Origin of the sequence: Streptomyces sp. NPDC090022 (assembly GCF_044748145.1) — a bacterium.
Lineage (GTDB): Bacteria > Actinomycetota > Actinomycetes > Streptomycetales > Streptomycetaceae > Streptomyces.
Genome location: NZ_JBIVFN010000001.1, coordinates 388,688 through 407,624 on the forward strand (window position 1 = coordinate 388,688; position 18,937 = coordinate 407,624).

Genomic DNA, 18,937 nt, shown 5'->3' on the forward strand with positions numbered 1-18,937 from the left:
CCTCTCAGCGTCGCCGTCGGCCGGAGGTGGGGCATGAGTGCCGGAGGCCAGCCTGCCGCGAGCGGCGTGCCGCGGCTGCGGCTGGACGAGCTGCTCGACGAGCTCCAGGTACGGATCGACGAGGTCAGGGGCACCCGGGACCGCGTGAACGGCCTTCTGGAGGCCGTCATGTCGGTCGGCCGGGAACTTGACCTGCCCCAGGTGCTGCGCGGCATCGTCGAGGCCGCCGTCGTCCTCGTGGACGCCGAGTACGGCGCACTCGGCGTGATCGGCGACGACGAGAAGCTCGCCGAGTTCCTGCCCGTCGGCATCAGTGACGAGCTCCGCGCGCAGATCGGCGACCTGCCCTCGGGCCATGGCATCCTCGGCGAGCTGATCCGCCACCCGGAGACCCTGCGCCTGTCGGAGCTGTCGGAACATCCCGCGTCGTACGGCTTCCCGCCCCACCACCCGCCGATGCACTCCTTCCTCGGCGTTCCCATCCGGGTCCGTGAGGAGGTCTTCGGCAACCTCTACCTCACCGAGAAGCGCGGCGGTATCGACTTCGACGCCGAGGACGAGGCGGTCCTGTCGACCCTCGCGGTCGCCGCCGGCATCGCCATCGAGAACGCCCGCCTCTTCGAGGACGTGCGCCTGCGGGAGCGCTGGCTCGCCGCGAATTCCGAGATCACCAGCGCCCTGCTGTCCGGGGCACCCGAGGACGAGGTCCTCGAAGGCATGCTGGAGCGGGCCAAGGACCTGACCGGCGCCGACATGGGCGTGTTCTACGTCCTCGGGTCCGAGGGGGAGCTGCGCGGCTCCCTGGCCACGGGGGACGGAGCCGAAGCCCATCGCGGGATCGTCCTGCCCAGCACCCGGGGCACCCTGGCTGAAGCGGCACTGGCCAGGAACGGTCTGATCACGGTCAAGGACGTGGAGACCGACGGCCGCGTCGCCGTGCAGCCGGAAAGGTGGCGGGGCTTCGGCCCGGCCGTCGCCGTCACCGTCGGCACGAAGGAGAAACTCAGCGGTGTCCTGATCCTGGCCCGGCGCCGCGGGCGCCCCGGGTTCGCCTCCTCGGAGGTCGCCGCGCTCCCCGCCTTCACCGGCCAGGCCGCCCTCGCCCTGGAACTGGCCGACCGACGCCGCGACACCGAGCAGATGAGCATCCTGGAGGACCACGACCGCATCGCCCGCGACCTGCACGACCTCGCCATCCAGCGCCTCTTCGCCACCGGCATGACCCTCCAGAGCGCCCAGCGCTTCGCAGAGCACCCGGAAGTGTCCGAACGGCTCGCCCGCGCGGTCGACGACCTGGACGCCACCATCAAGATCATCCGGTCCACCATCTTCGGCCTCCGCGAGCACGAAGCCCCCGCCACGGGCTCGAAGCTCCGCTCCCGTGCCGTCCAGACCCTGGACGAGGCGAGTGCCGCCCTCGGGTTCGCCCCCGCGCTGCGCATGGAAGGACTGATCGACACCGACGTACCCCCGGGCGTGGCCGACGACGCCCTCGCCGTACTCGCCGAGGCCCTCAGCAACGTCGCCCGGCACGCCAGGGCCACGCACGCGGAAGTCTCCATCGTCGCGGCGGACGGCGTGCTGACTCTCACGGTGACCGACGACGGCGTCGGCATGGCCGAGGGCGGCCGGCGCAGCGGTCTGCGCAACCTCGCCGAGCGCGCGGCGAAGCTCGGTGGCCGGATGACGGTCGGTGCGCGGGGCGATGGGGTGCGCGGCACTCGTCTGGAGTGGGAGGTGCCGCTGTCCCCGCCGACGCTCTGACCGGCGCCGCCTCCCCGCGAGGCCGCGTGCCGGTCCGCCGGGCGGCTACAGGAAGCTGCCGCTGCCGTAGGGCGCGTACAGGTCCAGCAGCCGGATCCGGGTGGCCTGCAGGCGGTGGGCGAGGACCTGCCCGACCCAGTGGCCGACGGCTGAGCCGAACGCGGGGTCGGCGTCCATGAGCTGCCGCACGCGCGCCGCGTCGAACTCGTACGCGCGTACGGGTGTCATCGCTTCGGCGCCCAGGCGCCAGGCGTAGGGCTTGAACAGCCAGGAGCAGCCGACGAGCTCGCCGGCGCCGAGGCTCTCGACGACGGCGGCGCGTCGGCCGGGCACGTGGACGTCCAGGGTGACGGTGCCGGACCGGACGATCCAGAACCGGTCGGCGTGGCCGCCCTCGCGGAAGAGACGGGTCCCCTCGGCGAAATTCACCTCGCGTGCCATCTCCATCAGGCGGGCCCGGCAGTCCGCGGGCAGTGCCGCGGCGATCCGGGTGGGGGACTGGATGTTCATGGACGGCCTCCTGATTCGAGTCCGTCCCCAGTCTGGGCGTGCCGGAGCGTTCACGGCATGGGCCCTGTGGTCCCTGCCCGGGCCCGAACGGCCCATGCTCGCATTCCGTCCAAGGCGGGACGCTGGCGGGTGGACGGCCTCTTCACGAATCCGTGGCATGCCCGTCGCGGCGTCCGAGGCCGGCGCGCCCGCTGAACCGGAGGGGCCGAGGATGCACAGCAGCCAGCCGCCAGGCAGGGCCGGGGCCCACGCCGCGCCCGAGGTGCCGGGGCGGCGGGTGGAGCTGGCCGCCGAGGAGGCGTGGGAACTGCTCGGCAGCGTGCGGCTGGGGCGCATCGTCTTCACCCGGCACGCGCTGCCCGCCGTACGTCCCGTCGATCACCTTCTCGACGCCGGCGACATCATCATCCGGCCCGATGACGGAGCGACCCTGACAGCCCTGATGGGGGTACAGGAAGGCGCGGGCGTGGTCGTCGCGTACGAGGCCGACACCATCGATCCCGAGACGCATGCCGGCTGGAGCGTGGTGGCCACCGGCTACGCCTCGGCCGTCACCGACCCCGCCGAGCTGGAACGCTACGAACATGTCCTCCGGTCATGGGGCGACGGGACGTTCTCGGGAGCCATCCGCATCACGCCCGGCCTGGTCACCGGCTTCCGGCTGTACTGAGACGGCCGCACCGTACTCCCCGATCCGCCCGCGTGCTTGACGTCCGCACGCGACCGGACACGGCACGATGGTGCGGCAACCGCCCGCAGCGAGGCCCGGAGGTGCCATGCCGAAGCACGGACGGAGCGCTGCGGTCCCGCCCGCCTTCCGTGGCTACCGGCCCGATCGGCTGCGCGGTGACGTCCTGGCGGGGATCACGGTCGCCGCCTACCTCGTCCCGCAGGTGATGGCCTATGCAGGTGTGGCCGGCCTGCCCCCGGTCGTCGGACTGTGGGCGGCCCTGCCGGCCATGGTGCTGTACGCCGTGAGCGGCTCCTCCCGGCTGCTGTCGGTCGGCCCGGAGTCGACCACCGCCCTGATGACAGCCGTGGCCGTCGGCCCGCTCGCGGCCGGCGATCCCGCACGGTACGCGGGGCTCGCCGCCGCCCTTGCCGTCGCCGTCGGCCTGCTGTGCCTGGTCGCCTGGGCCGTCCGGCTGGGTTTCCTCGCCGACCTCCTCTCCCGGCCCGTGCTCGTCGGCTACCTGGCCGGAGTCGCCGCCATCATGATCGTGGACCAGCTGCCCCGGCTCACCGGGACCGAGGGCGGCGGATCGGGGTTCTTCCCCCAGCTGCTCTCGTTCCTCCGGCAGCTGCCCGGGGTTCACGGGCCCACGGCCGCCCTGTCCGCCGGATGCCTGCTCCTGCTGTTCACCCTGCCCCTGCTGTGGCGGGCCCTCCCCGGGCCCCTCATCGTCCTCGTGCTGTCCACGGCGGTGGTGGCGGTCCTCGCCCTCGACGAGGGCCCGGGCATCGACGTCATCGGCGCCGTCCCGACCGGCCTGCCCGGCTTCGACCCGCCCCGTCCGGCCGACCTGGCCCACCTGGTCCTGCCGGCCCTCGGTGTCCTCCTCGTCGGCTACACCGACGTCGTGCTGACCGCCCGCGCGTTCGCCCGGGCCGACGACCCGTACCCGCTGGACGCCAACCGTGAGCTGCTGGCCCTCGGCGCGGCCAACCTCGGCGCCGGAGTCCTGCAGGGGTTCCCGGTCAGCAGCAGCGCCAGCCGCACCGCCCTCGCCGACTCGGCCGGAGCGCGCACGCAGGCCTATTCCCTGGTCGGCGCCGGGTGCGTGGCCGCCGTCCTGCTCTTCCTCGGCCCGCTGCTGGCCCTGACCCCCACCGCGGCCCTCGGCGCGATCGTCGTCTACGCGGCGGTGCGTCTGGTGGAGGCGGGAGAGTTCCGCCGCCTCGCGGACTTCCGGCGCCGCGAGCTGCTGCTCGCCCTCGGGTGCACCGCCGGCGTCCTCGCCCTCGGCATCCTGTACGGCGTCCTCGTCGCGGTGGCCCTCTCGGTCCTGGAACTCCTCGCCCGCGTCGCCCGACCGCATGACGCGGTCCTCGGTACGGTCGCGGGTCTGGCCGGCATGCACGACGTCGACGACTACCCGGAAGCACGGACCATTCCCGGCCTGCTCGTCTACCGCTACGACTCCCCGCTGTTCTTCGCCAACGCCGAGGACTTCCGCCGCCGCGCCCTGGCCGCCGTCGACGCACAGGACGAACCCGTCCACTGGTTCGTCCTCAACACCGAGGCCAACGTGGAGGTCGACATCACCGCCCTCGACGCCGTCGAGGCCCTGCGGTCCGAACTCGTACGAAGAGGCCTTGTGTTCGCCCTCGCCCGTGTGAAGCAGGACCTCCGCGAACCCCTCGACGCCTACGGTCTGACGGCCGCCGTCGGTCCGGGACACATCTACCCCACCCTCCCCACAGCAGTCGCGGCGTACCGCGCCTGGCAGCGCACGGCAGGAGACGACGGCGGGGACGGCTGACGGGCGGGTGGGGACCGACCGGCCCATGCGGGGATGCCGGCGGTGGGCCACGCTGGCGGTGTCAGGGAAGGGACGGAGGGCACGTTCCCGCCGGACCGCGGACGATGCGGCGACGGAGCCGCTTGAGGAGCGATGACGTCATGACCACCAGCAGTGGACCCGGACCCGGGCGTCCTCCCCTCCACGAGTCCGCCGGTCGGGACACGGAGGGCCGGACCGATCTCGGGCGCCGGCTCGCGGCCCGTCGAACCGCGGCAGGGATGAGCCGCGAGGAGCTGGCGGAGCGCTGCGGTGCCGACGCGGACTACATCGCCTGGCTGGAGGACCATGTCGCCCTCCCGGCGATCGGGACACTCGTACGTCTCGCCGATGCGCTCGGCACCACCGTGGACGCCCTGGCGGGCACGGGACCCGATCGCGATCCCCCCGGGGCGACGCCCGGAGCGCCCGGGACCCGGCCGGTCGCTCTGGACGAGGAAGAGTGCCGGAGGCTGCTGGGTGTCCGGGGTATCGGACGCGTGGCCGTCTTCACCCCCGAAGGTCCAGCCGTCCACCCCGTGAACTACCTGGTCGTCGCCGGAGACGTCGCCTTCCGTACGGCGGCCGGCACCGTGCTGGCACGGGCCGCGGGTACCGAGGCCGCCTTCGAGGTGGAGCGGATCGACGAGGTGGCGGCACGGGCGTGGAGCGTCCTGGCCGTGGGGGTGCTGGAGGAGGCGACCGACCCCGACGGACTGGAGCGCCTGGCCGATGCCGCCCGCTTCACACCCTGGGCGGGCGGCGAGCGTACCCACTGGATGAAACTCACCCCGGTCCGGCTCACGGGCCGCCGGGTGAAGTCCCATCCCTGATTCGGTCCTCCGCACCCGCATCCGTCTCCACGAGGTCCGCGAGCAACCGTCCGCGCACGTCTCCCGTGAGCCGGGACAGCCGCTCCGAGACCTCCGGGGCCGGCGCCCGGCGGAGGGTTCTCGTCACGGAGGGCGATGACGTCCGCCTGCCCGGGTCGCCGGTACACCTGCTCGGGTGCCGGGGCGGTGACCTTCGCCGACGACAGCTTCATGACCGGTCGGCCGTCGTGGGCCACCCGTTCGTACGCGGCGTCCAGCCGGGCGCGGGAGCGGCGCGCGAGCTCCCCGAGGTCACGCCGGCGGCGACGAGGAAGCCCCGTCCCGGCGGCAGGTCCCTTACGAAGAGGCCGGAGGCCGCCTCCGCGTTTTCGCCCTCGTTCAGGTACGCCGTCGCCCTCGTGATCTCGTACAGGTCTGTCGTGGTCACCTCGGACATGCCTCCGGCATGCGCCCGGAGCCGCCGGGTGCGCTGGGCCGAACGGCCCCGTCACTGCCCCGACAGGCCCAAGCGGACCGGACGGCGGCAGGACGACAGTGGAGACGACAGACCCGCACGAATGCGCCCCTCGCACGGCGCCGGAGATCCAGGAGCACCCCATGTCAGGTCAGCAGATGGAACGGAGGCGCAGCCTCTTCCCCGACCTCACGGACTGGTTCGGAGCCGACTTCCCGCGCTTCCCGATGTGGCGGCCGGCCCTCGACGCGCACCCGATCGCCATCGAGGTGAGCAGGAACGAGGGCACGTACACGCTCCGCGCCGAGATGCCCGGGATGGACCCGGAGAAGGACATCGAGATCACTGTCGACGGAGACATGCTCACCGTGAGCGCCGAGCACACCGAGAGCACGGAGGACAAGGACCACTCGGAGTTCCGCTACGGGTCCTTCCGCCGCAGTGTCCGCCTGCCCGGTCAGATCCCGTCCGAGGGGGTCGAGGCCGCGTACGAGGACGGCATCCTCACGGTCCGGATACCGATGGCGCCCGAACCCCCCGCCGGCCGCCGCAGTGTCCCCATCACGCGGTCTCGGGGCACGGAGACGGGAGAGCCGTCATGACGGCGAAGAGGGTTCTGGTCGCCTATGGGAGCAAGCACGGCGCGACCGCCGGAATCGCGTCGGAGATCGGCAGGACCCTCCGCGAGGACGGCCTCGACGCCGTGGTGCTCCCGGCGGACGACGTGGACGACGTCCGCGGCTTCGATGCCGTCGTCCTCGGCGGGAGCCTGTACGCGGGCCGCTGGAGCGCCAAGGCGGTGCACTGCGCGGAACGCAACGAGCACTACCTCAAGCACCGTCCGGTCTTCCTGTTCAGCAGCGGCCCGGTCGACAGCTCCGCGGAGCAGCGCGAGATCCCGCCGGTCCCGGCCGTGGCCCGGCAGATGGAACGGCTGGGCGCACGTGAACACGTCACGTTCGGAGGCAGCATCACCACGAGCACTCCGGGCCTCATCGCCAAGGCACTGGTCCGCCACGGCAAGGGCGGCGACTTCCGCAATCCGGAGCGGATCCAGACCTGGGCCCACCACATCAGCAGCGAACTCGCCACGGCTGCCTGAACGGCCGACCCTGTGACCGGCCCGCCCGGAGGCGGGTCGGTCGCATGGTGGGACCGGCCCGCTTCCGGTGGTCAGGTGCCGTCGGTCCGTCGCCGCCCTTGCTCACCGGGCGAAGCCCGCTCGATGTCCAGGTCCAGGAAATGGGCTGAGCACGAGATGCAGGGGTCGTGGTTGCGGACGGCCCGCTCGCACAGCCGGGCGAGTTCGGCCTCGGAATCCTCGCCGCGGTCGAGCCCGCCCTGGACCAGGCGGCGCAGGTCCTCCTCGATGGCGCCCTGGTTCTGGGCGGTCGGCGGGACGATGCGGGCGTCGGTGATGCGGCCCTGGCCGTCGAGCGCGTAGTGGTGGTAGAGCAGGCCGCGTGGCGCCTCCGTGGCACCGTGACCGGCACCGGCCCGGGCGGGTACCTCCACGTACGGGTGGGCCGGGCGCTCGTACTCCGCGATGATGCGCAGGGCTTCCTCCACCGCGTACAGGACCTCCACGGCCCGGACGAGGATGCTCCGGTACGGGTTCCTGCAGACCTCGCCCCGTCCGGCGCCCGCCGCGGCCGAGCACAGCGGAGGGTCGCCGAGTCCGGCCTCCCGTGCCGCTGCCAGAGCCAGTGGGGACAGCAGGTGGCCATTGACCGCATAGCGGGCGAGGGAGCCGGTGAGATGCCTTCGGCCGTCCAGCCGGGAGCGCAGGGCAGTGGAATGGGGGCCCTGCTCCTCGGTGACGTGATCGCGAAAGTCCCGGAGCGGAAAGCTGCGCGGTGCCTCGTCGCCGTACGGGAGCACGGTGGGGACACCGGACTCGATGGCGTACGTGCCGGTCTCGGCGAGGGCCAGCAGGTCGGCGGTGCACTCGGCGTCGGGGAAGTCGAAGCCCGCGACCCAGCGCACCGTGTCCCAGGCGTCGTCGAGGGCGGTACGCAGCCGCTCTGCCAACGGGCGCAGTTCCGTGCGGGTCGGGGTGCGGTGGAAACCGCCGAGACGGACGTTGACGGGGTGGATCGCGCGTCCCCCGAGCAGTTCGACGATGGCGTTGCCGGTCTGCTTCAGGCGGAGTCCGCGCTCGACATGAGCCAGGTGGGAGCGGGACATGCTGATCACGTCGTCGTGGCCGAGGAAGTCCGGTGCGTGCAGCAGATGGATGTGGAGCGTCTGGCTCTCGATCCACTCACCGCAGTACAGCAGGCGGCGCAGAGCGGCGAGTTGGCCGTCGACGACGGCGCCGCACGCGTTCTCGACGGCCCGGCACGCGCTCAGTTGGTAGGCGACCGGGCAGATTCCGCAGATGCGCGAGGTGAGGTCGGGCGGCTCGGTGTGGGCGCGGCCCCGGAGGAAGGCTTCGAAGAACCTCGGTGGCTCGTAGATGTCGAGCCGGGCTTCGGCGACGGTGCCGTCGTGGATCCTCAGGTGCAGCGCGGCCTCGCCCTCGACACGGGTGAGGGCGGGGACGCGCAGGACCCGGGACCCGGTCGCGGGCTCGCTCATGTGGGGTCTTCCCCTTCTGCCGTGCCCGGCTCCTGCCCCGCCACGGCGGTGAAGGCGGTGACGTTGAAGGTGTGCAGGAACCTGCCGATGTCCTCGTCGCCCATCCCGTCGCGACGCAGGATCGGAAGGAGCGCGGGCAGGTTCGTGGTCCCTGCGGGTCCGAAGCAGCCGTAGCAGCCGCGTCCGTAGGTCGGGCACAGGGCTCCGCAGCCCGCATGGGTGACGGGGCCGAGGCAGGGTGTGCCGTGGGCGACGGTGACGCAGACGTTGCCGCGCCGCTTGCAGGCGAAGCAGACGGAGTGGTCGGGGATGCCGGGCTTGCGTCCGGCGAGGAAGGCGGTGATGACCTCGATGAGCTGGCCCCGGTCGATGGGGCAGCCGCGCAGCTCGAAGTCGACGGGGACGTGGGCGGAGATCGGGGTGGAGGTCGCGAGGGTCTCGATGTAGTCGGGGCGGGCGTAGACCGTCGCCAGGTACTCCTCGACGTCGGCGTAGTTGCGCAGCGCCTGAATCCCTCCGGCCGTGGCGCAGGCGCCGATGGTGACGAGGTGGCGGGAGTCCGCACGGATGCGTCGGACGCGTTCGAGGTGTTCGGGGGTGCTGACCGATCCCTCGACGAGCGCGAGGTCGTACGGGCCGGGCGCGATGTCGCTGGACGCTTCCAGGAAGTGGGCGATCTCCAGTTCGCCGGCGATGCCGATCAGTTCGTCCTCGCAGTTGAGGAGGGTGAGCTGACAGCCGTCGCACGAGGCGAACTTGAACACGCCGAGCCGGGGGCGGTGGGGCTGGGGTGTGGTGGGGGTGCTCATCTCACAGTTCCCGTACGGTGAGCAGGGGCTCGGCCCGGTCGTAGCGGACCACCGGGCCGTCGCGGCAGAGCAGCAGGGGCCCGAGCTGGCAGTGTCCGCAGTGGCCGGTGGCGCAGCGCATGTTGCGTTCGAGGGAGACCCGGACGCGGTCGGGGCGCACCCCTCGACGGATCAGGGCACGGGCGGTCGCGCGGATCATGACGTCGGGGCCGCAGACGAAGGCGGTGGTGTTCGCCGGTGTGAACAAGGCCTCGTCGAGCAGCGTGGTGACGACTCCGACCCGGCCGGTCCAGTCACCGGAGGGCCGGTCGACCGTGGCGGCGCCGAACGGTCGTCTCCAGGCAGGGAACTCGTCCTGGTAGAGCAGATCACCGGGGGTCCTGGCTCCGGCGAGGACATTCAGCCGCCCATACGCATGCGGCTCGGCCAGGACGCTGTCGATCAGAGGACGCAGCGGGGCGAGTCCGATGCCGCCACCGACGACCAGCAGGTCCTGGCCGCGGGCCACGGCCGCGTCCCAGTCCGTGCCGAACGGGCCGCGCACACCGACCGCCGCGCCGGCCGACAGGCCGCACAGCGCCCGGGAGACGGCTCCGACGGCGCGGACCGTGTGCGCCAGCCGGTGCCCGCCGGGGAGCCGGGACACGGACACCGGGACCTCGCCGACGCCGAACGCGTAGACCATCGCGAACTGGCCCGGTGCGAAGGGGTTCAGAGCCTCTCCGGCCGGCTCCAGTACGAGCGTGACCGTGTCGTGCGTCTCTGCCCGGCGGTCCACCACACGATAGGGAAGGGGGACGAGCGTCATGGCGTCGGCCCGCTCGCCCGGGATCCCTGCGGTCCGTACAGGTCGAGCAGCCGGGTCCGGGTGGCCCTGAGTCGGTCGCCGATGGTCTCGGCGACGACCGTGACCAGCGCCAGACCCAGCACCGGGTCCTCGGCGCACAGGTCTCTCACCGCGCCCGCGTCGAACTGCCAGGCGCGGACGGGCTCCCGGGTCTCGGCCCCCAGGTGCCACTGCTGAGGCGGGAACAGCCAGGACCAGCCGAGCAGGGCGCCCGCACCGACGGTCTCGACGACCGAGCGCCCGCGGCCGGGTACCTGGACGTCGAGTGCCACCGTGCCCGAGCGGATGATCCAGAAGCGGTCCGCCCTCTCACCCTCCTCGAAGATCCGCGTGGCGCCCGGGAAAGCGGTCTCGCGGGCGAGGGCCATCAGCCGCCCATGGTGCTCCGCGGGCAGGGCGGCGAGCACTCCCACGTCCGGCTGCGGGGTCACGGTGCGCTCTCCCTCTGCGAGGCCTCCTGGTGCAGGGCGTGGGCCTCCTCGGTGAGGTCGATGCCGGTGGGGCACCAGACGATGCACCGCCCGCAGCCGACACAGCCGGAGCTGTCGAACTGGTCGTGCCAGGTGCCCAGCTTGTGGGTGAGCCACTGACGGTAGCGGCTGCGCGGGGTGGCCCGGACCGGTCCGCCGTGGAGAAGGGAGAAGTCCAGGTCGTAGCAGGAGTCCCAGCGGCGCCAGCGTTCGGCGTGGTCGCCGGTCAGGTCGGTGATGTCCTCTGTGGTGGTGCAGAAGCAGGTGGGGCAGACCATGGTGCAGTTCCCGCAGCTCAGGCACCGGGCGGTGACGTCGTCCCAGCGCTCCGCCTCCAGGTTGTCGCGCATCAGTGTGCGCAGGTCCACCGGCGGCATGGACCGGCCCATACGGTCGGCTGCCGCGCGCACGGCGTCGGCCGCGGCGGTACGGGTGGGGTCGTCGGCGCTCCGGCGCGGGATCTCCGCGAGCACCGCGGCTCCTTCCGCGCTTCCGCTGCGGCACAGGAAGCGATGGCCGGCGTCGTCGACGACTTCGGTGAGGGCGAGGTCGTACCCGGTGTCCGCGGCCGGACCCGTGCCCATCGAGACGCAGAAGCAGGTGGCACCCGGTTCGGTGCACTCGACCGCGATCAGGAAGGCCCCGGTGCGCCGGGAGAGGTAGGCGGGATCGCGGTACCGGCCGCCGGACATCACGCGGTCCAGGATCTGAATGGCCCGCAGGTCACAGGGCCTCACTCCGAGGAACGCGTAGGAGACGGCCTGATGTCTCTCCTCGTGGACCGTGATCCCGCCGCCGGGACCGCGGTCCGCGGTCCACTGACGGACGCGCTCGGGATGCAGGAACGACTTCCACGACTGCGGTCCCGCGCTGTGCGCGAAGGCGGCCCCGTCCTCCCTCCGATGCAGCCGGTACCGGCCCGCTTCCAGCTCCACGCCCCACCCGTAGGGCAGTTCGTCGGCCGATTCCAGTTCGGCGAGGAGGATCGCGCCGTCGCGCACGGTGGGGCCGACCACGGTGCGGCCGCGCTGTTTCAGGGCACGTACGAGCGCGTCCAGACCGTCGCGGTCGAGCACCGCATCGGGCTGGGGGGTGAGTACGGCTCCGGCATCTGCGGCGTCGGTCATGGTGTGGCCTCCGTTTTCGCACGCCTCGGTCGTGGAGGAGGACCGGACCGTCCGCCGCAGACCACTGCACTCGGCCTGCCGTACAGGCGCGATCAATACGTGACAGCATGTCAGGTGCGAGGTCGTCGACCCGCGAAGCGGTCTGGCGTGTTCCGTCGGGCGGGCCTGCCCTCGGGGCCGTAGCCCGAGCCGACCCGCCGCTCAGCCTGCCCCGAGGCCGCGCGCCCGAGCCTCGCCGTACTGCTCGGCGTCCGCTTCGACCTGCCGGGCCAGACTCGGAACGGCGCACGCCACCGCAGGAGTGAGCCCCGTGCCCAGCGAACGGTCGGCTCCTTCGACCGCGTACACGATGAGGTGACCGGGAGCGCGTCCGAGCGCCTCGGCGAGACGCAACGCCTCGGCCGGGCCGAACCCGTGCGTGCTGTGCCGCCCCGGAGCGGCCGCCCGCAGGACATCGCCGGGGGCCGCACACCACCGGTGCACCCGCCCGGGCACCGCGGAGGGGGGAAAGCAGGCGTCGACGAGGACGGTCAGCCCGGTGTCCTCCCAGAGGGTGATCAACCGACCGGGGTCTCCGTCGCACTGCGCGAGACGGGTGTCCGAAGGCAGAGGCCGCTGCGCGGCCCGCTCCCTCAGCAGGGAGACGACGGCCCACCCGACTCCGTCATCCCGCCGGAACTCGTTGCCGATCCCGATGATCGCCGTACTGGTTGGTCGCTTCATCGATCCCTGCTCCCGTGACCCAACGGCATCACCGTGCCGGTCTGCGCCACCTCAAGCGCTGGACAGCGACACGCAATCCGCCCCCGAGGCTCGTCGCTCGCCGTCGTCGCCGTCGTCGCCGTCGTCGCCGTCGTCGCCGTCGTCGCCGTCGGCGCCATCGTCGGCGACGGAGGCGATGGTGTGCCGCATCGACGCACCGGTCGCCTTCGCGGGTGCGGTACGAGGCTGCCCGGGCGGCAGGTGGCGGGCGGGGCCCAGCACCCGACGTCGGAGGCGCCCCCCCGCCGGACCACCTGCGGCCCACTCGCCCGCGGAGCGCGAGGGCTGAGCGGGGCCGGAAAGGGACCAATCGGCCCTGGCGGCCGCCGGCGGCGCGTGGTGTGATGAAGGTGACGGGAGGAGTCCCGTGAGGATGCGGAGAAGCGGCTGACGGCCGTGCACCGTACAATCAGGATCCGCGAGAAGCGGGCGGACTCTTTCCGTCCTTTCCTGCGCGCGGGCCGATTTCGTCCCGGGGGCCTGGAGGCTCCTCGAGCACGCTCCAGGCGACCGGGCCGAGCAGGTCCGCCACCCTCCGGAAGACGTCCATCAACAGGTCGTCCACCGTCAACATGCCCACGACACGCCGTCCGTCGAGAACGGGCAGCCGCCGGACGCCGCTGTTGCGGAACGTTCGATAGGCCGCGTGGATGTCGTCGGCCGCGTCGACGGTGACGGTCGGGGTGGTCATGATCTTCGCCACCGGCTCGTCGTGGTCGAGCCCTGCTGCCACGGCACGGACTGCGATGTCACGGTCGGTGACGATGCCGCGCAGCACATCGCTCTCCGTCACGACAAGGCAGCCGACGCCATGGACGTCCATCTGGCGGGCCGCCTCACCGATGGTCGTCGTGCCGTCGACGGACACCGCGGGCGCGGACATGGATGCGGACACGTTCATCGTCCAGCTCCTTCCCACTGGCTCCTTCGCGTTTCACCGTAGATCGGGGCGCCATGCCGGGCGAGGGCGTGCAGCAGTACGGTCTGAGCCGACAGTCGGCGAGCGACCTGGTCGGATCAGCGTCCCGTGCCGGTGTCGTCCGTCTCCCAGGCGAGGTGCTCCGTGACCCGGACGACGCCGTCGACGGTTCGGCACAGCCGCTCGACGACGGGGACGAGGCTCCGGAAGCGCACGGCGCCGTGCAGGGTCACCTGCCCGTCCACCACCTCGACGGACACCGCGGTGGGCTCCAGGTGCAAGGTCCTGTCGAGGACATCCGCGGTGATCTCGTGGCGGATGGCGTCGTCCTCGCGCAGGAAGATCCGCAGCAGGTCGCCACGGGTGACGATGCCCACCAGGACGTCGGCACCGTCGACGACCAGCAGCCTCTTGACCTGCTGGCTCTCCATGAGCCGGGCGGCCTCCGCCACCGTCCAGTCCGGCCGCGCGCAGACGGCCGGCGCCGACATCAGCTCCTCCGCCTTCGTGCCGGCGGCCTTGCCGCTCTCCCAGGGTTCGGGGTGGGGCAGCGAGCTGAACCAGTCGCCTTGGTCGGCGGTCTTCGGCAGCAGGTCGCTCTCGGAGATCACGCCGAGCGGGTGGCCGTCGTCGTCGGTCACCGCCACCGCGGACACCCTGTGCTCGCCGAGTGTCCGCACGATGTCCTTGAACGTCGCGCGCCGGGGAACCGTGACGACCTCGCGTGTCATCAGTTCGCCCACTTCTCTGTGCCTCACCGTGATCTCCTTCCGTCTCCCGCCGGGGCGTCGCCGTCAGCCCGGCACCTGGGAGTGGAGACGGGACGCGACATCCCCGCGGGGTCGACCGGTCTGACTGCACGCGGCGGATGCATGTCACTTAGTGTGACGATCGGTTTTCGGTGTGGTTCCGCCGGGGTGTCCCTGGCCGTGGACCTGCGCGGCGATCACAGCCGCCTGTACCCGGCGTTCCACGCCCAGCTTGCCCAGAAGCCTGGAGATGTGGTTCTTGACCGTCTTCTCCGAGAGGTAGAGCTGCTTGGCGATCTGGCGGTTGGTGAGGCCGTCGCCGATCAGTTCCAGGACTGCCCGTTCCCGCTCCGACAGGGTGGCGAGCCGCGCGTCCTCGGGGTCCTTGGCGGCTTCCGGGTCGCGCAGGGAGTGCATCAGGCGCGCGGTGGTGGCCGGGTCGAGCATGGACTGGCCGGTGGCCACCATCCGGACGGCGGAGACGAGGTCCGATCCCTTGATCTGCTTGAGCACGTATCCGGCCGCCCCCGCCATGATCGCGTCCAGCAGGGCGTCCTCGTCGTCGAACGAGGTCAGCATCAGGCAGGCCAGCTCCGGCATGCGCGAGCGCAGCTCCCGGCAGACGGTGATGCCGTCGCTGTCGGGCAGCCGGACGTCGAGCACGGCGACGTCGGGACGGAGCGCCGGCCCCCGGGCCAGTGCCTGCTCGGCGCTGCCGGCCTCGCCCACGACGGTGATGTCGGGCTCGGCGTCGAGGAGGTCCCGCAGTCCACGGCGGACCACCTCGTGGTCGTCGAGGAGGAACACCTTGATCGGCGCCTCGGGGGAGGCACTCGGTGCGTCGGACATGGTCGCCGCCTGATCCGGATCACGCTACGTACGCTGTCCCCCGCATTGTCTCAGGAGAAGCGTGCTGCGCACCCTCGAACCGAGGCAGGCCCGGGGCTGCTCTCGCGCCGGACGCTGTCCACGCCGACCTACGCGCCGGCCGACACCGCCCCGTCGAGTTCCATCCGGACGTCGACGACCCCTTCGACGGCGCGGATGGCGCGGGCAAGGAGGGGAAGCAGGGCCCGGTCGTGCAGCGGTCCGCGGAGGGTGACGACACCCTCCTCCACGGTGAAGTCCAGCGGAAGGCCGGGGGCGAGTTCGGTGAGCACGGCCTGGCGGATCTCCTCTGCCAGCTCCTCGTCGGGGCGCAGGAAGACTTTCAGCAGGTCGCTGCGGCTGACGACACCCTCCAGCATGCCGACCTCGTTCACCACCGGCAGGCGCTTGACGTGCCTGCGGGCCATGATGCGGGCCGCCTCGGCAATGGTGGCGTCCGGGTGGACGGTGACCGCCGGACTCGACATCAGGTCCTCGGCGAGTACGCCACCCGCTTTGGAGGCCTCGTCCAGCTGGTCCGGGAGGTGGGGCTCCTCGCGTCGGAACTCCTCCTTCGGCAGCAGGTCGGCCTCGGAGACGACTCCGACGACGCGGCCCTCACCTTCCAGGACGGGCACCGCACTCACCTTCCATGCGTGCATCAGTTCGACGATCTCCTTGTAGGAAGCCTCGCGGCCGATGGCGATCGCGGTGTGCGTCATGACGTCACTGACGATGTAGCGAGATGCGGGCATGACCGGCTCCTTCGCCGTGTTCGGTCAGGGAACCTGCCGCTCCCGTGATGGCGTGCAGGTCGGGTCGGACCCTTCTTCCATCTGAGCACCCGAGCACTGCCCGCGCAGGGGCCCTGTGGGTCAGAGCGGAGGTCCGAGTGGCCCCGGGTCGGCGTGGCCGGTGTGCTTCAGGGAGTCCACGATGAGGGGAGGGCGGACATCCGGAGTGACGCGGTTCGCATGCGGCCCCTGCCCGCAGCCCCACGAGAGGAGGCCGGTCATGGCACCGACGGTGGCGGCACCGCGAGAGGTGCACGTTCTCCTCGCGGACGGGGCGACCGTGTCCGTAAGGCCGGTCCGGCCGGATGATCTGGCAGAGGTGGACGCGCTGTACGCCGGGATGTCGCCGGAGAACCTGCGCCTGCGCTTCTTCACGGCGAACCGGCACTCGGCGGAGCAGTCCGCCGAGAGGGTCTGCCGTCCGGCCTCCCCAGGGCGCAGGGCCCTGCTCGCCGAGGCGGGGGGCGAGGCGGTCGGGCTCGTCGAGTACGAGCGGCTGCCGGGCACCGAGCACGCGGACCTGGCCCTGGCGGTCGCGGACCGCTGGCACCACCGGGGCGTGGGCACCGTGCTGCTCGAACACGCCGCTTCCGCGGCGAGGAACGACGGCATCACGGCGTTCGCGGCCGACGCCCTCTCGGAGAACCATGACGTGCTCAAGGTCTTCGCGGACCTGGGGCTGAGCGTCACGCGGCGCTTCGACGGACCGGAGGTGCACTGCCTGGTGCGGCTGGAGGCGGACGAGACGTATCTGTCCGCCGTCGAGGCGCGCGGCCGGACGGCCGACGTCGCCAGCCTCCAGCCGCTGCTCAGGCCCCGGTCGGTCGTGGTGGTGGGGCCCGGACGGCGGCCGGGCTCCGTCGGACGCGCCGTCCTGAACAACCTGCGCCTGAGCGGCTTCGACGGCCGGCTGTACGCCGTGCACCCGGTGGCGAGCGCCGTCCTCGGCGTGACCACGTACCGTTCCGTGTCCGACGTGCCACACGCACCCGACCTCGCCGTCCTCGCCGTGCCGGCCGCAGCCGTGCCGAACGTCGCCGAGGAGTGCGGAAGGCACGGTGTGCGCGCACTGCTGGTGTTGTCGGCCGGCTTGGAGAGCGAGCACGGGCGCGGCCTGCTCACGGCCTGCCGCCGCCACGGGATGCGGCTCGTCGGCCCGAACTGCCTGGGCCTGGCCAACACCGAGGACGGCGTACGGCTGGACGCCACCTTCGCGGCCGACCTCCCCAGCCCCGGCACCGCCGGAGTCGCCGTCCAGTCCGGGGGCGTGGGCATCGCCCTGCTGACCGGGCTGTCCCGCCTGGGCATCGGGGTCTCGACCTTCGTGTCGCTCGGCGACAAGTACGACGTCAGCGGCAACGACATTCTGCAGTGGTGGGAGACCGACGGCCGGACCGATCTGGCACTGCTCCACCTGGAGTCGTTCGGCAACGCCCGCGCATTCTCCCGCACCGCCCGCCGGGTCACCCGCCGCATCCCCGTCCTGACCGTCGACGCCGGACGCACGGAGGTCGGCCGACGGGCAGCCGCCTCACACACCGCCGCCGCGGCGACCCCCACCATGACCCGCCGGGCCCTCTTCAGGCAGGCCGGGGTCACCTCCACCCGCGGCATCGCCGAACTCCTCGAAACGGCCGCGTTCCTGCACGCACAGCCGCTCCCGGCCGGACGCAGGGTCGCCGTCGTCTCCAACGCCGGCGGCACCGGCGTCCTCGCGGCGGACACCGTGATCGAGTCCGGACTGCTCGTACCGGTCCTGTCAGCAGAACTGACCAGGCGGCTCCTGGGCATCCTCCCAGGGGGTGCGGCCGCCGCCAACCCGGTCGACACGACCGCGGCCGTCTCCGAGGCGCACCTGCGCGACTGCCTGGCCGAGCTGATCGGCAGTGGCGAGGTGGACGCCCTGATCGTGTCCCTGGTCCCCACGGCGGTCGCCACCGCCACCGGGGACGACCTCACCCGCTCGGTCGTCCGCACGGCGGACGCGCAGCTCTTTCCCGTCGCCGTGGTGCTGCCCGGTCGGACCGCCTCCGTTTGCTACCTCACGGGCCGCAACACCACCGTCCCCGCCTACGCCGATCCGCAGTCCGCGGCGCAGGCACTGGCGCACGCGGCCGATCGCACCGAGTGGCTCGCCCGCCCGGCAGGCACCGTGGCCGATCTTCAAGCCATCGATCGCCCGCGCGCAGTCGACGTCGTCGCCGAATTCCTCTCGGCCCACCCCGACGGCGGCTGGGCGGACCCTGATACATGTGCCGGTCTCCTGGACTGCTACGGCATCCCACAGGTTCCGTGGGAGTGGGCGCACAACGAGTCGGACGCCGTCTCCGCCGCGCTCCGGTTCCGTGACGGGTACGGCGGCGCGGTGCTCAAGGCGTACTGGCCGGGCCTCGTCCACAAGAGCGAGGAACACGCCGTCCGGCTCGACCTCCAGGACGATGCCCAGGTATCGGACGCCTACCGGGACCTGGCCATGCGCTTCCACGGGAAGCTCGCCGGTGTCCTGGTGCAGCCCATGGCGCGGCGCGGCGTCGAACTCTTCGCCGGTGTCGTGCAGGACGCGGTCTTCGGGCCCCTGGTGATGTTCGGCCTCGGCGGCACGGCGACCGAGGTGCTCGCCGACCACGCCGCCCGGCTCGCGCCGCTCACCGACCAGGACGTCCACGACCTGGTGAGCGCCCCGCGCTGCGCCCCGCTGCTCTTCGGCCATCGTGGTGCGGAACCGGTCGACCTGGATGGCCTCGGCCAACTCCTGCTGAGGCTGTCCCGGATGGCGAACGACCTGCCACACATCACCGAAGCCGACCTCAACCCCGTCATCGCGCGCCCTGACGGCATGGACATCGTCGACGTCCGCATGCGCCTGGAGCCGATCCGGCCGTTCGACCCGTATCTTCGCCGCCTTCGCTGAACCGAGCCCTCAGGCGGCGTGCCCCGGCCGAGGAGTTCCG

Annotated in this window: 19 protein-coding genes and 1 pseudogene; 7 read left to right on the forward strand and 13 right to left on the reverse strand. The window is 72.2% G+C overall.

Annotation, left to right across the window (positions count from 1 at the left end):
* Positions 1 to 33: 33 nt before the first annotated feature.
* Complete coding sequence (locus tag ACIPXB_RS01765; RefSeq protein WP_401443171.1) at positions 34 to 1,764, forward strand: GAF domain-containing sensor histidine kinase; 1,731 nt, start codon at positions 34 to 36, stop codon at positions 1,762 to 1,764.
* 45 nt (positions 1,765 to 1,809) lie between these two features.
* Here ACIPXB_RS01765 and ACIPXB_RS01770 read toward each other — a convergent pair whose 3' ends face one another.
* The gene (locus ACIPXB_RS01770) at positions 1,810 to 2,274 is read right to left on the reverse strand and encodes a Crp/Fnr family transcriptional regulator (protein WP_401443174.1); all 465 of its coding nucleotides are present in this window, start codon (positions 2,272 to 2,274) and stop codon (positions 1,810 to 1,812) included.
* Between the two features lie 211 nt (positions 2,275 to 2,485).
* On the opposite strand from ACIPXB_RS01770, the gene ACIPXB_RS01775 reads away from it, so the two are divergent.
* The 3 genes from ACIPXB_RS01775 to ACIPXB_RS01785 all read left to right on the forward strand — a co-directional run bounded on the left by ACIPXB_RS01775 (position 2,486) and on the right by ACIPXB_RS01785 (position 5,608).
* Positions 2,486 to 2,944: a pyridoxamine 5'-phosphate oxidase family protein gene (locus ACIPXB_RS01775; RefSeq protein ID WP_401443177.1), complete on the forward strand. Its 459-nt coding sequence runs from the start codon at positions 2,486 to 2,488 to the stop codon at positions 2,942 to 2,944.
* 106 nt (positions 2,945 to 3,050) lie between these two features.
* Positions 3,051 to 4,757, forward strand: coding sequence for a SulP family inorganic anion transporter (locus ACIPXB_RS01780; protein ID WP_401443180.1), 1,707 nt, complete (start codon positions 3,051 to 3,053; stop codon positions 4,755 to 4,757).
* Positions 4,758 to 4,897: 140 nt separating this feature from the next.
* Positions 4,898 to 5,608: a helix-turn-helix domain-containing protein gene (locus ACIPXB_RS01785; RefSeq protein WP_401443183.1), complete on the forward strand. Its 711-nt coding sequence runs from the start codon at positions 4,898 to 4,900 to the stop codon at positions 5,606 to 5,608.
* A 292-nt stretch (positions 5,609 to 5,900) separates the two neighbouring features.
* Here the strand turns inward: ACIPXB_RS01785 and ACIPXB_RS01790 are convergent.
* Positions 5,901 to 6,044, reverse strand: a pseudogene (locus ACIPXB_RS01790) (nicotinate phosphoribosyltransferase); the annotation flags it as partial.
* A gap of 161 nt (positions 6,045 to 6,205) precedes the next feature.
* Here ACIPXB_RS01790 and ACIPXB_RS01795 point away from each other — a divergent pair.
* Together ACIPXB_RS01795 and ACIPXB_RS01800 are read left to right on the forward strand one after the other, a co-directional pair.
* Entirely contained in the window at positions 6,206 to 6,664 is a 459-nt protein-coding gene (locus ACIPXB_RS01795; RefSeq protein ID WP_401443186.1) for an Hsp20/alpha crystallin family protein, read from the forward strand.
* On the forward strand, positions 6,661 to 7,164 hold the full coding sequence (locus tag ACIPXB_RS01800; protein ID WP_401443189.1) for a flavodoxin domain-containing protein: 504 nt from the start codon (positions 6,661 to 6,663) through the stop codon (positions 7,162 to 7,164). The genes ACIPXB_RS01795 and ACIPXB_RS01800 overlap by 4 nt, the downstream gene beginning before the upstream one ends.
* 71 nt (positions 7,165 to 7,235) lie before the next feature.
* Here ACIPXB_RS01800 and ACIPXB_RS01805 read toward each other — a convergent pair whose 3' ends face one another.
* The 11 genes from ACIPXB_RS01805 to ACIPXB_RS01855 form a co-directional block, all read right to left on the reverse strand.
* The gene (locus ACIPXB_RS01805) at positions 7,236 to 8,642 is read right to left on the reverse strand and encodes a Ni/Fe hydrogenase subunit alpha (protein WP_401443192.1); all 1,407 of its coding nucleotides are present in this window, start codon (positions 8,640 to 8,642) and stop codon (positions 7,236 to 7,238) included.
* Positions 8,639 to 9,451 carry an oxidoreductase gene (locus ACIPXB_RS01810; RefSeq protein WP_401443195.1) on the reverse strand — a complete coding sequence of 271 codons (813 nt, stop codon included), beginning with the start codon at positions 9,449 to 9,451 and terminating at the stop codon, positions 8,639 to 8,641. Before ACIPXB_RS01810 ends, ACIPXB_RS01805 begins: the two co-directional genes overlap by 4 nt.
* 1 nt (position 9,452) lies before the next feature.
* On the reverse strand, positions 9,453 to 10,259 hold the full coding sequence (locus ACIPXB_RS01815; protein WP_401443198.1) for an FAD/NAD(P)-binding protein: 807 nt from the start codon (positions 10,257 to 10,259) through the stop codon (positions 9,453 to 9,455).
* Complete coding sequence (locus tag ACIPXB_RS01820) at positions 10,256 to 10,666, reverse strand: cyclic nucleotide-binding domain-containing protein (protein ID WP_401444384.1); 411 nt, start codon at positions 10,664 to 10,666, stop codon at positions 10,256 to 10,258. The genes ACIPXB_RS01815 and ACIPXB_RS01820 overlap by 4 nt, the downstream gene beginning before the upstream one ends.
* A 59-nt stretch (positions 10,667 to 10,725) precedes the next feature.
* A complete protein-coding gene (locus tag ACIPXB_RS01825) occupies positions 10,726 to 11,895 on the reverse strand; it encodes a 4Fe-4S dicluster domain-containing protein (protein WP_401443201.1) in 1,170 nt (389 codons plus the stop codon).
* A gap of 201 nt (positions 11,896 to 12,096) precedes the next feature.
* Positions 12,097 to 12,618 (reverse strand): hydrogenase maturation protease, encoded by a 522-nt coding sequence (locus tag ACIPXB_RS01830; RefSeq protein ID WP_401443204.1) that lies wholly within the window; start codon positions 12,616 to 12,618, stop codon positions 12,097 to 12,099.
* A gap of 51 nt (positions 12,619 to 12,669) precedes the next feature.
* Positions 12,670 to 12,807 (reverse strand): hypothetical protein, encoded by a 138-nt coding sequence (locus ACIPXB_RS01835; RefSeq protein ID WP_401443207.1) that lies wholly within the window; start codon positions 12,805 to 12,807, stop codon positions 12,670 to 12,672.
* A gap of 259 nt (positions 12,808 to 13,066) precedes the next feature.
* Complete coding sequence (locus ACIPXB_RS01840; RefSeq protein WP_401443210.1) at positions 13,067 to 13,540, reverse strand: CBS domain-containing protein; 474 nt, start codon at positions 13,538 to 13,540, stop codon at positions 13,067 to 13,069.
* Positions 13,541 to 13,674: 134 nt separating this feature from the next.
* Positions 13,675 to 14,334, reverse strand: a complete 660-nt coding sequence (locus ACIPXB_RS01845; RefSeq protein WP_401443213.1) for a CBS domain-containing protein — start codon at positions 14,332 to 14,334, stop codon at positions 13,675 to 13,677.
* A 117-nt stretch (positions 14,335 to 14,451) separates the two neighbouring features.
* Positions 14,452 to 15,174, reverse strand: coding sequence for a response regulator (locus ACIPXB_RS01850; protein WP_401443216.1), 723 nt, complete (start codon positions 15,172 to 15,174; stop codon positions 14,452 to 14,454).
* A gap of 128 nt (positions 15,175 to 15,302) precedes the next feature.
* Positions 15,303 to 15,947 carry a CBS domain-containing protein gene (locus ACIPXB_RS01855; protein WP_401443219.1) on the reverse strand — a complete coding sequence of 215 codons (645 nt, stop codon included), beginning with the start codon at positions 15,945 to 15,947 and terminating at the stop codon, positions 15,303 to 15,305.
* Between the two features lie 259 nt (positions 15,948 to 16,206).
* Here ACIPXB_RS01855 and ACIPXB_RS01860 point away from each other — a divergent pair, with 259 nt between their 5' ends.
* Positions 16,207 to 18,897 carry a GNAT family N-acetyltransferase gene (locus ACIPXB_RS01860; protein ID WP_401443222.1) on the forward strand — a complete coding sequence of 897 codons (2,691 nt, stop codon included), beginning with the start codon at positions 16,207 to 16,209 and terminating at the stop codon, positions 18,895 to 18,897.
* Positions 18,898 to 18,937: the final 40 nt, after the last annotated feature.

What these genes read in the sequence shown, in the direction of transcription:
- ACIPXB_RS01800 (WP_401443189.1), top strand. Translation starts at nt 6,661, where the DNA reads ATGACGGCGAAGAGGGTTCTGGTCGCCTATGGGAGCAAGCACGGCGCG.
- ACIPXB_RS01860 (WP_401443222.1), top strand. Translation starts at nt 16,207, where the DNA reads ATGGCACCGACGGTGGCGGCACCGCGAGAGGTGCACGTTCTCCTCGCG.
- ACIPXB_RS01780 (WP_401443180.1), top strand. Translation starts at nt 3,051, where the DNA reads ATGCCGAAGCACGGACGGAGCGCTGCGGTCCCGCCCGCCTTCCGTGGC.
- ACIPXB_RS01825 (WP_401443201.1), bottom strand. Translation starts at nt 11,895, where the DNA reads ATGACCGACGCCGCAGATGCCGGAGCCGTACTCACCCCCCAGCCCGAT.
- ACIPXB_RS01785 (WP_401443183.1), top strand. Translation starts at nt 4,898, where the DNA reads ATGACCACCAGCAGTGGACCCGGACCCGGGCGTCCTCCCCTCCACGAG.
- ACIPXB_RS01770 (WP_401443174.1), bottom strand. Translation starts at nt 2,274, where the DNA reads ATGAACATCCAGTCCCCCACCCGGATCGCCGCGGCACTGCCCGCGGAC.
- ACIPXB_RS01840 (WP_401443210.1), bottom strand. Translation starts at nt 13,540, where the DNA reads ATGTCCGCGCCCGCGGTGTCCGTCGACGGCACGACGACCATCGGTGAG.
- ACIPXB_RS01855 (WP_401443219.1), bottom strand. Translation starts at nt 15,947, where the DNA reads ATGCCCGCATCTCGCTACATCGTCAGTGACGTCATGACGCACACCGCG.
- ACIPXB_RS01775 (WP_401443177.1), top strand. Translation starts at nt 2,486, where the DNA reads ATGCACAGCAGCCAGCCGCCAGGCAGGGCCGGGGCCCACGCCGCGCCC.
- ACIPXB_RS01830 (WP_401443204.1), bottom strand. Translation starts at nt 12,618, where the DNA reads ATGAAGCGACCAACCAGTACGGCGATCATCGGGATCGGCAACGAGTTC.
- ACIPXB_RS01810 (WP_401443195.1), bottom strand. Translation starts at nt 9,451, where the DNA reads ATGAGCACCCCCACCACACCCCAGCCCCACCGCCCCCGGCTCGGCGTG.
- ACIPXB_RS01795 (WP_401443186.1), top strand. Translation starts at nt 6,206, where the DNA reads ATGTCAGGTCAGCAGATGGAACGGAGGCGCAGCCTCTTCCCCGACCTC.
- ACIPXB_RS01850 (WP_401443216.1), bottom strand. Translation starts at nt 15,174, where the DNA reads ATGTCCGACGCACCGAGTGCCTCCCCCGAGGCGCCGATCAAGGTGTTC.
- ACIPXB_RS01835 (WP_401443207.1), bottom strand. Translation starts at nt 12,807, where the DNA reads ATGCGGCACACCATCGCCTCCGTCGCCGACGATGGCGCCGACGGCGAC.
- ACIPXB_RS01815 (WP_401443198.1), bottom strand. Translation starts at nt 10,259, where the DNA reads ATGACGCTCGTCCCCCTTCCCTATCGTGTGGTGGACCGCCGGGCAGAG.
- ACIPXB_RS01765 (WP_401443171.1), top strand. Translation starts at nt 34, where the DNA reads ATGAGTGCCGGAGGCCAGCCTGCCGCGAGCGGCGTGCCGCGGCTGCGG.
- ACIPXB_RS01805 (WP_401443192.1), bottom strand. Translation starts at nt 8,642, where the DNA reads ATGAGCGAGCCCGCGACCGGGTCCCGGGTCCTGCGCGTCCCCGCCCTC.
- ACIPXB_RS01820 (WP_401444384.1), bottom strand. Translation starts at nt 10,666, where the DNA reads ATGGCCCTCGCCCGCGAGACCGCTTTCCCGGGCGCCACGCGGATCTTC.